The 9,773-nt window shown below is 53.7% G+C and carries 11 protein-coding genes and 1 tRNA gene (2 of these 12 only partly in view); 8 read left to right on the top strand and 4 right to left on the bottom strand.

Features of this window, described 5'->3' with window-relative positions:
- The 4 genes from INT22_RS19165 to INT22_RS19150 all read left to right on the top strand — a co-directional run.
- Positions 1-28: the end of a GIY-YIG nuclease family protein gene (locus INT22_RS19165; protein WP_446718967.1), read on the top strand. 761 nt of this gene lie to the left of the window's left edge; 28 of the gene's 789 nt are visible here — the last part of the coding sequence; the start codon falls outside the window, past its left edge; its stop codon occupies positions 26-28.
- 115 nt (positions 29-143) lie between these two features.
- Entirely contained in the window at positions 144-1,304 is a 1,161-nt protein-coding gene (locus INT22_RS19160) for an HNH endonuclease (protein ID WP_193061143.1), read from the top strand.
- A gap of 15 nt (positions 1,305-1,319) precedes the next feature.
- Positions 1,320-4,535, top strand: a complete 3,216-nt coding sequence (locus INT22_RS19155) for a type I restriction endonuclease subunit R (protein ID WP_193061142.1) — start codon at positions 1,320-1,322, stop codon at positions 4,533-4,535.
- Positions 4,536-4,591: 56 nt separating this feature from the next.
- Complete coding sequence (locus tag INT22_RS19150; RefSeq protein ID WP_193061141.1) at positions 4,592-4,852, top strand: hypothetical protein; 261 nt, start codon at positions 4,592-4,594, stop codon at positions 4,850-4,852.
- A gap of 85 nt (positions 4,853-4,937) precedes the next feature.
- Here the strand turns inward: INT22_RS19150 and INT22_RS19145 are convergent.
- Together INT22_RS19145 and ispB are read right to left on the bottom strand one after the other, a co-directional pair.
- Positions 4,938-5,014 (bottom strand) — tRNA-Pro (locus INT22_RS19145).
- A gap of 102 nt (positions 5,015-5,116) precedes the next feature.
- Complete coding sequence (gene ispB / locus INT22_RS19140; RefSeq protein ID WP_193061140.1) at positions 5,117-6,121, bottom strand: octaprenyl diphosphate synthase; 1,005 nt, start codon at positions 6,119-6,121, stop codon at positions 5,117-5,119.
- 285 nt (positions 6,122-6,406) lie between these two features.
- Between ispB and rplU the strand changes: the two genes are divergently transcribed.
- The 4 genes from rplU (at position 6,407) to proB (ending at position 9,557) form a co-directional block, all read left to right on the top strand.
- Positions 6,407-6,718 (top strand): 50S ribosomal protein L21, encoded by a 312-nt coding sequence (rplU, locus tag INT22_RS19135; protein ID WP_009723801.1) that lies wholly within the window; start codon positions 6,407-6,409, stop codon positions 6,716-6,718.
- Positions 6,719-6,748: 30 nt separating this feature from the next.
- Complete coding sequence (gene rpmA / locus INT22_RS19130) at positions 6,749-7,006, top strand: 50S ribosomal protein L27 (RefSeq protein ID WP_009097313.1); 258 nt, start codon at positions 6,749-6,751, stop codon at positions 7,004-7,006.
- Positions 7,007-7,147: 141 nt separating this feature from the next.
- The gene (gene cgtA / locus INT22_RS19125; RefSeq protein ID WP_193061139.1) at positions 7,148-8,335 is read left to right on the top strand and encodes an Obg family GTPase CgtA; all 1,188 of its coding nucleotides are present in this window, start codon (positions 7,148-7,150) and stop codon (positions 8,333-8,335) included.
- A 61-nt stretch (positions 8,336-8,396) separates the two neighbouring features.
- Positions 8,397-9,557, top strand: a complete 1,161-nt coding sequence (proB, locus tag INT22_RS19120; protein WP_226912931.1) for a glutamate 5-kinase — start codon at positions 8,397-8,399, stop codon at positions 9,555-9,557.
- Positions 9,558-9,569: 12 nt separating this feature from the next.
- On the opposite strand, the gene INT22_RS21590 is transcribed toward proB, so the two are convergent.
- Together INT22_RS21590 and INT22_RS21585 are read right to left on the bottom strand one after the other, a co-directional pair.
- The gene (locus tag INT22_RS21590; protein WP_226912926.1) at positions 9,570-9,734 is read right to left on the bottom strand and encodes a hypothetical protein; all 165 of its coding nucleotides are present in this window, start codon (positions 9,732-9,734) and stop codon (positions 9,570-9,572) included.
- Positions 9,722-9,773: part of a DUF1853 family protein coding region (locus INT22_RS21585; protein WP_226912925.1), annotated on the bottom strand (this coding region is incomplete at its 5' end). 235 nt of the annotated region lie beyond the right edge of the window; the window shows 52 of its 287 annotated nt. The genes INT22_RS21585 and INT22_RS21590, both read right to left, overlap by 13 nt.

The following is a 9,773-nucleotide window of genomic DNA, read 5'->3' as shown; positions in this document are numbered from 1 at the left end:
CTGCCGTAGTATCTGGGCGTCCTGCTAATGGCCGCACGGTATGGATAGAAAAAAACAGCCGCAAGACATACGGTGAATGGCAGGATCAACAAGTAAGCGCTGTGGTAGAGAATGTTTCAGAATAGAAAAATTCAGGTGTTTTCGTGTCGAAAAAAAATAAGAAGCAAAAAAGAAAAGAAGAGTCTGGACGCCTGGGTGCAATCAGGCGAAGAATTGAGGGTCATCAGAATAAAATAGGTGCCAAGGCGCAAGATGAACGATTGGCCAGACAGATAGCTGGAAACCTATATAGTGCCTTAAATGATAATGGTGATAGTGCAACTGTAGATGCTGGTACTAAAGATTGCTCAGAGCCATCTATGTATGATGAGACCCATTATCTTTGGGTTTTTGAGCCAGCTGATTTAGACGATATGTCGGTTGAGCAAGTTTTTGAAGTTTGGAAACACCGGGAGCAGTTATGTGGCTCTAAAGAAGTTGCAGCGGAGGCGCTTGCCATTATTGAGGTTGCAGATGAGGTGGTAGAAAGCTATCAAGGATGGCAAGGCTATATAAATAGGGTTGAAATTAGTGCATTGGAAGTTCCGTTTTTGTCTGACGACTCTGAAGAAAGCTATGTTAATGGAATTGAAAAAAACGCTTTAAATATAGCTCATGTTTTAGAATTGAGTGATGACGATGTTAAATTATCTTGGGAGAATAGGCCCGACAGCTTCGCTAGCATTGAGGCAGCGTGTCAAGCTCTGGCTTTATTAAGGAAAAAAGCAGGGTTGGTGAACTCCAGCGCATGGCAAGCGTTGATTGAGCATGATGAAATAGAAAAACTAAAAGATTACCTTCCTTATGAGGGAGCCTCTCTCAGCTTCATTAAAAGCGAGACTGATAAAAAGCTGATAGATTCTATTACGTTTGATGAAAAAAAGCGTCGAACAAGCGTTACTGTTGTTAGGGAAGGACAGCAAGATTTTCGAAAGCGAGTGCTTAAAAATTATTATGGTAGTTGTTGTATTTCAGGTAGTCGCATAACCGACGTTTTAGAGGCGGCCCATATAAGCCCTTATACGGGTCAAAATTCGAACAGGTTAGATAATGGTTTGTGTTTACGTGTAGATATACACAGGCTTTTTGATAATTTTTTAATCTCTATTAACCCTGAAAAACAACGAGTAGAAACGAGTTCAAAAATTAAAAATGATCCTGAGTATGGCCAGTTAGAAGGAAAGCAGATAATAAGAGGTAAGGTGTTGGCATCAGACTACTTTCTGAGTCAGCATTATCGAACTTTTTGTAAACGCGAAATATAACAGCCTGGGGGTAACATGGCCGACAGCAGGGAAGCGCAGTTCCAGCAGGATATCATCGACGCCATGGCCACGGGTGGTTGGAAAGTGGGCACGGCCAGTGGCTATGACCGCACCACAGCACTTTATACCGAAGACCTGCTGGGGTATGTGCAGGAGGCCTGGCCCGAGCGTTGGGAGAAGTTCTGCAAGGCTAACCCGCAATCGTCTGAAACGCTGTTTGTACAGAAAGTGGTACGCGAGCTGGAGCGAGCGGGCACGCTAGAGGTGCTGCGCCATGGTTTTAAAGTGCCGGGGGTGACGTTTGATCTGTGCAGCTTCAAGCCTGACCACGCCATGAACCCTGACGCGCTTTCCCGCTACCGTGCCAACCGCCTGCGTGTGGTGCCGGAAGTGGCCTATTCGCCCCATGCCCGAGAGAAGGGCAAGGGCGGCGAAAGTTATAACCCGCGCCTGGATCTGGTGCTATTTGTTAACGGCATACCTACTGGTACGCTGGAGCTAAAAAGCGAGTTCAAACAGTCGGTAGAAAACGCCAAGCGCCAATACCGCAACGACCGTCCATTAAAAGATCCTATTACGCGCAAGGTTGAGCCGCTGCTGGCGTTTAAGCGCGGCGCGCTAGTGCACTTTGCTGTCAGCCAAGCGGAAGTGGCGATGACTACGAAAATTGCGGGCAAAGACACCTTCTTTCTGCCGTTTCACCAAGGCACGGAAGGCGGCGGTGCAGGTAACCCTGCGCCGGAAGATGAAAATAGCTACGCGACTAGCTACCTTTGGGAGCGCGTCTTTGCCCCGGATGCTTGGTTAAAAATACTCGGGCGCTTTTTGCATTTGGAGCAGAAAACAACCGAAGACTTTCACGGTCGACGCAACACGAAAGAAACGCTGATTTTTCCGCGCTACCACCAATGGGAAGTGGTTAATCAGCTGATTGAGACCACTCAAGCCGATGATGGCGGCCAACGTTACTTGGTTCAACATAGCGCGGGCTCAGGTAAATCTAACTCCATTGCCTGGCTCGCCCATCAGTTGGCTAACCTCTATGACGAAAGCGGCCAGCAGAAGCGCTTCAACTCAGTGATTGTGGTGACTGACCGCACCGTGCTGGATAGCCAACTGCAAAACACCATTTACCAGTTTGAACACGCCCATGGGGTGGTCTGCCCGATCACCCGCGATGTCGGCAATCAGAGCAAATCTGAACAGCTGGCCGAAGCGCTGGCGAGCAATACCCGCATCATCATCGTCACTATCCAGACCTTTCCGGCGCTGTTCGATGCGCTGGATAAGCGGCCCACGCTTGCCGAAGGCCGCTATGCAGTGATTGCCGACGAAGCACACTCTTCACAGGCGGGCGATTCTGCGCGCAAGCTTAAGGCGCTATTAGCCGCCGCTGGCGAGAGCGCTGATGAAGACGAAGAAATCAGTGCAGAAGCAATGCTGGATGCAGCCGTGTCTACTCGTCGACCTAATGAGCGCATCAGCTACTATGCCTTTACCGCCACACCCAAGGCCAAAACACTAGAACTGTTTGGCCGTGTACCAGACCCAAGCTTGCCACCAAGTGCAGACAACAAGCCCGAGCCATTTCATCTCTACTCGATGCGTCAGGCTATCGAGGAAGGTTTCATTCTGGATGTGCTGCGTAATTACGTCACCTACAGTACCGCCTGGAAACTGGCCCATTTAGAAGATGAAGAGCAGGAAGTAGACGCCAAAAAGGCCTCCCGCGCATTAGCCAAGTGGGTTCGCTTACATCCTTACAATATTGCGCAGCGCGTAGAGGTCATTGTTGAGCACTTTCGCGCTAATGTACGCCACCTGCTGGACGGCCAAGCCAAAGCGATGGTAGTCACCGCCAGCCGCCAAGAGGCGGTGCGCTATCAGCTGGCGATGCGCCAGTATGTGGAAGCTCAAGGCTATAGCGACGTGCATCCCTTGGTGGCGTTTTCCGGCAGCATACCGGCCGATGAAGTCATTCCTGAGGAAGTAACTGAAGCCAGCCAACTGCTGAACCCTGGCGTTCGTGGACGTGATCTGGCCAAGGCGCTGGACAGCGACGACTTCAACGTGATGATCGCCGCTAACAAGTATCAGACTGGCTTTGACCAGCCCAAGCTATGCGCCATGTATGTGGACAAGAAGCTGCAGGGCGTAGACTGCGTGCAGACGCTCTCGCGATTGAACCGTCTGTTTCCTGGCAAACAGACGTTTATCCTCGATTTCTTTAATGAACCACAAGAAATTTTAGAAGCGTTTGCGCCGTATTATCGCAAAGCAACCTTGGCTGACGTTTCCGACCCGCAGGTGGTGTATGACCTTAAACGCACGCTGGATGCTAACGGCATTTATCACTGGCCCGAGGTGGAAGCGTTTGCTACTGCTTTCTTTGACCCTAAAGCACCCCCCTCACGATTAAGTTATCACTGCCAGCCTGCTCAAGATCGTTTCAAAAAGCGTTATGAAGTCACCGTAGAGCAGCAACAAACGTGGAAAGACGCTCGCCAGCAGGCGGAACAGCAGGGTGACGAAAAAGGGCGCATGCGTGCGGAGCAGGAGTTAGAAGACGCAGGCAAGACCCGCGATGAGCTTGATCTGTTCCGTAAAAACTTACAGAGCTTTGTACGCACCTATGAATTTCTCAGTCAGATCATCCACTTCGATGATGCTGAATTAGAACAGCTGTGCGTGTATGCCAAGCACCTGCATCCCTTGCTACGTATCGATCGATTATTAATTGGCGACCCTATTGATGTCAGCGAACTTGAGCTGGACAGCTATCGGCTGACCAAACGCGCTGAACAGCGCCTCTCGCTTGAAGAGGAGAGCGGCGACTACGGCTTGAAACCGATTTCAGATGTTGGCTCCGGCAAACCCCATGACCCCGAAACTCAACGCCTTAATGAGATTATCGAGCGCCTGAATGACCTCTACGGCGCAGATATTAGCGATGGGGATAAGCTGCACTTTGCCAACGGCATTGCTGACCGCATTGAGCGTGATGATGAGGTGATGGCCCAGATCAACCACCATGATGAAACCCAGGTGATGCACGGGCTATTTCCCAAGCGCGTCACCGACGCTGTATTAGATGCAATGAATGATCATGAAAAACTGAGTATGCCGCTGCTGGAGAACGAAGAAACGGGGCGGCAATTTGCGTTGCTTATTTTGACGCTGTTGGCGGGAAGAGCTGGGCAAAATGTTAAGTACACTGGGCCCGAAACGTAGACGTGTTCCAGCATATTCACCAGTAGTATGTGCAGCCTTTTTTTTACGGAGAGTTTATGTTTAACCGCCAAGAGTGGGCGTCATTGCTGGGTATCTATGGGCTGGGTGCGTTCCTGTATGCGCTGTTGTTAACGCCAGGATTTACGCCAACAGGGGTGACAGCAGGGTTAGGCTTTATGTTCATGGGGCTGGTGTTAGGGCTCTGTGGGGCGGTCATTGGGCGCCGCAGTGGCCGTGCCATGGTGGGTATCGTAGCGGGTTACATTCTTTTCATTGCGCTGGTAACGACAAACTACTGGCTTTCAGCATCAGGTTAGCGAGCGCTCAACGATTACCCAACAATGCCCAACAAAAAACGGCCACTTGCTGTATTAGCTAAGTGGCCGTTTTTTCTGGAATTCTTGGTCGGAATAGCAGGATTCGAACCTACGACCTCTGCCTCCCGAAGGCAGCGCTCTACCAAGCTGAGCTATATTCCGAATGTTGTCGCAGCAGTGCTCAACAACGGAGCGAATCATACGCAGGCGAAGGGTTTTTTTCAAGTCCCTTTTTTCGCGCTGGGTTGCTTTGTTGCGCTGACTTTATGCTTTGCGATCAACCGCTAACCGAGCGATGCTAGCCATGCTGTCTCGATAGGGGCTCGGTGGCAGAGCATCGAGTTCGGCTAGGGCTTTATCGGCCATCTCAACGGCCCGTGCGCGGGTATATTCCAGCGCGCCAGTGACATTGATGATCTCCAGCACCTCGTCGAGCTGTTCCAGCCCGCCCTTGCGAATCACTTGGCGGATTAGCTTGGCTTGTTCAGGCGTGCCGCGCTCCATAGCATGAATGAGCGGTAGGGTAGGTTTGCCTTCTGCTAGGTCGTCGCCGACATTTTTGCCCATGGCCTCGGCATCGCCTTGGTAATCCAGCAGGTCGTCGATGAGCTGGAAGGCGAGACCTAAATAACGGCCGTAATACTGTAGTGCGCGCTCTTGCTCAGCGGTGGCGTCGGCAAGTACGGCACCGCTGTGGGAGGCGGCTTCAAACAGCATCGCTGTTTTGCCTTGAATGGTTTCAAAGTAATCCGCTTCAGAAATGCTGGGGTTACCGATATTGGTGAGCTGCAGCACTTCGCCTTCGGCAATGACGCAGGTCGCGCCGGACAGAATCGCCATAATGCGCATCGATCCTACGTCCACCATCATTTGAAACGAGCGCGAATAGAGGAAGTCACCCACCAGTACGGATGGTGCGTTGCCCCAGGCATCGTTGGCGGTTTTTTTGCCACGCCGCATGTGCGATTCATCGACCACATCATCGTGCAGCAGCGTGGAGGTGTGCATGAATTCGATTAGCGTGGCCAGAGTGATGTGTTTGTCGCCCTCATAGCCCAGTGACCGGGCAGCTAGCAGCACGAGTAAAGGACGCAGACGCTTGCCGCCGCTTTCAATAATATATTGGCCGATGGTTTCTACCAGCGGCACTTTGGAATTCAATTGCGCGACAATGGTCCGGTTTACGGCGTCAAAGTCATCGGCCACCACGGCGTGCAGCGGTGAAGGCGTTGGGCTGGCAGGCGGGGTTTGAGAGACGTTGGCTGTCATGGGTTCCGTTCATCGCGGGGGTAGGATAGTTGGGGCCATGCTATGGGGCTGTCTGTGAGGCGTCAAGGTAGCGATAGACGTTTGTAGTGCGATGTGTGATTGACAATGCCCCGTAGTCTTGTGGTAAACCGCGATAGTCGCTATAATTCGCGACCCACTCATCATGCTCCCTGTCAGATGGCTGCCAAAAGGGGCGCCACTCGCAGCAGGTCGATAAGAGCGGAAGGCGATGAGCGTTGGTTACGCGGGGCGTAATCGGCATTAACGACAAGTCCGGAGAGCGACATGTACGCAGTTATTAAAAGCGGTGGCAAACAGTACCGCGTTCAAGAAGGTCAAACCCTCAAGCTCGAAAAAATCGAAGTCGCTACCGGCGAAACGATTGAGTTTGATGAAGTGCTGTTGGTTGCAGACGGCGATGACGTCAACGTTGGCGCGCCTTTAGTAAGCGGTGCCAAAGTGTCCGCTGAAATCGTTTCCCACGGCCGTGGCGATAAAGTAACGATCATCAAGTTCCGTCGCCGGAAGCACAGCATGAAGCGTCAGGGCCACCGTCAGTGGTTCACTGAAGTCAAAATTACCGGAATTTCTGCGTAAGCAGTCGATTCCCTTAAGGAGGATTTTGCAATGGCACATAAAAAGGCAGCCGGCTCCACGCGTAACGGTCGCGATTCCGAGTCCAAACGCTTAGGTGTGAAACTCTTCGGTGGCCAAGCAGCCAGCGCGGGTAGCATCATCGTTCGTCAGCGTGGCACTCGTTTCCACGCAGGCACTGGCGTTGGCCTGGGCCGTGATCACACGCTGTTCGCTTTGAACGACGGCTTCGTGAAGTTCGAGACCAAAGGTCCGAACAACCGTAAATTCGTTAGCATCGTTTCTGCCTAAGCAACAGCTGTTGCGCAGAGCGAAGATGACGAAATAAAAGCCCCGCCATGGCGGGGCTTTTTTGTCTTTTCGATCCCTTTTGCCTGTTATTAATGGGCGGGATATTGCAGTTAGGGCGGCGGAAGCGGCCGGGAGAATCCAATGCAGTTCGTCGATGAAGCCTCGATTATTGTTGAGGCAGGTAAAGGCGGCAATGGCTGTCTGAGCTTTCGCCGCGAAAAATATGTGCCCAAAGGTGGCCCTGATGGTGGCGATGGTGGCCATGGTGGCAGCGTCTACCTGATTGGTGACGATTCACTGAATACCTTGATTGATTTCAAGTTTCAGCGTTTTTACAAAGCTGAAAACGGCCAGGGCGGCATGGGTCGCCAGATGAGCGGTAAAGCCGGTGAAGACCTGCATGTGAAAGTGCCGGTGGGCACCACGGTGATCGATGAGGATACCCTTGAAGTTATCGCCGATGTCACCGATATCGGTCAGGTGGTACTGGTGGCCGAAGGTGGTCGCCGTGGGTTGGGCAATATTCACTTTAAATCTTCGACCAACCGTGCGCCTCGCCGCACCACGCCGGGCACTGAAGGCGATCGCCGCAACCTGCGCCTGGAAATGAAGGTAATGGCTGACGTCGGCCTGCTGGGCATGCCGAATGCGGGAAAGTCCACGCTGATCCGTTCGGTATCCGCGGCCAAACCCAAAGTGGCGAACTACCCGTTCACTACCCTGGTGCCTAACCTGGGTGTTGTGAAGCTGGGGATGCACGAGCACTTTGTGATGGCCGATGTGCCGGGGCTGATCGAGGGTGCCTCTGATGGCGCGGGCTTGGGGTTACGTTTCTTGAAGCACCTGACCCGTACACGTCTGCTGTTCCACGTGGTGGATGTGGCGCCGTTTGACGAGTCTGATCCCGTGGAAGCGGCGCAGGCGATTATTCATGAGCTAGGCCAGTTCTCGCCGGCGCTTTCTGAGCGGCCGCGTTGGTTAGTGCTGAATAAGTTTGATCTGCTGCCGGAAGATGAGCGCGAAGCCCGCGCCGAGGCGATTATCCAAGCGCTGAACTGGGATGGCCCGGTATTCCGCATCTCGGCCATCAGCAGCGACGGCACTGACAAGCTGGTGCAGGCAGCGTATCGCTGGCTGACAGAGCAGCAGCGCCTGGAAAATGAAGATGAAGAAGCCCATGCCCGCGAGCAGGAAATGCGCCGCCGCATGGAAGAAGAATCAGTGGCCCGTACGGAAGCGCGTCTTGGCCGTCGCCGTAAACGCGACGACGAAGATGACGACGACTTTGACGATGATGATTACGATGTCGAGGTAGAGTACGCCCCGTAACCGATCCGTCGGTCGAATGGGTGACGTCAGCAGGGTCAACGGAATCAAACGCGTGAGCGGAATGGCTTGGGAGAGTCGCGACGTGGAAAGCAATGAGCAGTTGCCCGGCCGCGAGGCGTTAAGCAGCGCCCGCCGGGTGGTGGTTAAAATTGGTAGCGCGCTGCTCACCAACGATGGCCGAGGCTTGGATGAGCCGGCCATTGGTGGCTGGGTCGACCAGATTGCCACGCTACATCAGCAGGGCAAAGAAGTTGTGCTGGTGTCCTCGGGTGCCGTAGCGGCGGGCATGGTTCGTCTGGGGTGGCAGGCTCGTCCCAGTGCCGTTCATGAGCTTCAGGCAGCTGCGGCGGTAGGCCAAAACGGTCTCACCCAGTGCTACGAGCAGCATTTTGCTCGCCACGGTATGTTAACGGCCCAGATTCTGCTCACCCACGATGACCTTTCCAACCGCAAGCGCTATCTCAACGCATTGTCAGCGCTGCGTACCTTGGTTGAGATGCGTGTGGTGCCGGTGATCAACGAAAACGATACCGTCGTCACCGACGAGATTCGCTTTGGCGATAACGATACGCTTGGCGCGCTGGTAGCCAACCTGTTAGAAGCCGATGCGCTGCTGCTGCTCACCGATCAGGAGGGGCTGTTTGACGCCGACCCTCGCCACGACCCCAATGCCAAAATGATTGCTGAAGGCCGTGCCGACGACCCGCGCTTAGCCGCTGTTGCTGGTAGTGGAGGCGCCTTGGGACGCGGCGGCATGAGCACCAAAATTCGTGCTGCACAATTGGCTGCCCGTTCCGGCGCGGTCACGGTGATTGCCAGCGGCCGCCAGCCGGACGTTATTTCCCGCATCATGTCAGGCGAGGCGCTGGGCACTCTGTTGCGCCCAGCTCAAGCGCCCATCGCTGCTCGCAAGCGCTGGCTGGCAGGTCAGTTGCAGGTGCGTGGCACCTTGGTACTGGATGCTGGGGCTGTCAATGTACTGCGTGGCAAAGGCTCTAGCCTGTTGGCGGTGGGCGTACGTGAAGTGCAGGGCAGCTTTAAGCGCGGTGATATGGTGCTGTGCGTGGATGAGCAGGGCGCACGCGTGGCCAAAGGATTGGTTAACTACGGTGCGGATGAAGCCCGTCAGTTAGCGGGCCAACCGAGCCACCAGATTGAAGCAATTCTGGGTTACGTGGAGGCTCACGAGCTGATCCATCGCGATAACTTGGTGGTTGTTTAACGAGCTGGTTGTTTAATCGCGAGTACGGGGCGGTAGTGGTACTTGGCGTGGCCAGTCATCAGGCACGATGACTAGCCGCTCAAGCGGCTTTTCCCCAGTTAATGCTTTTGCCTGCGGGTCGTATAGCACTACTTGCTGCGGCCCGTAGCGATGGATGAGTGGCGTCACGTCTGCCATATGTTTCTTGGCAGAGTAGAACCTAGCCAATGGCGGCGG

This window comes from Halomonas sp. 3D7M, from assembly GCF_014897885.1.
GTDB lineage: Bacteria > Pseudomonadota > Gammaproteobacteria > Pseudomonadales > Halomonadaceae > Vreelandella.
Note: the sequence above shows the minus strand (reverse complement) of the source record. Positions and strands in the feature narration are given on the sequence as shown.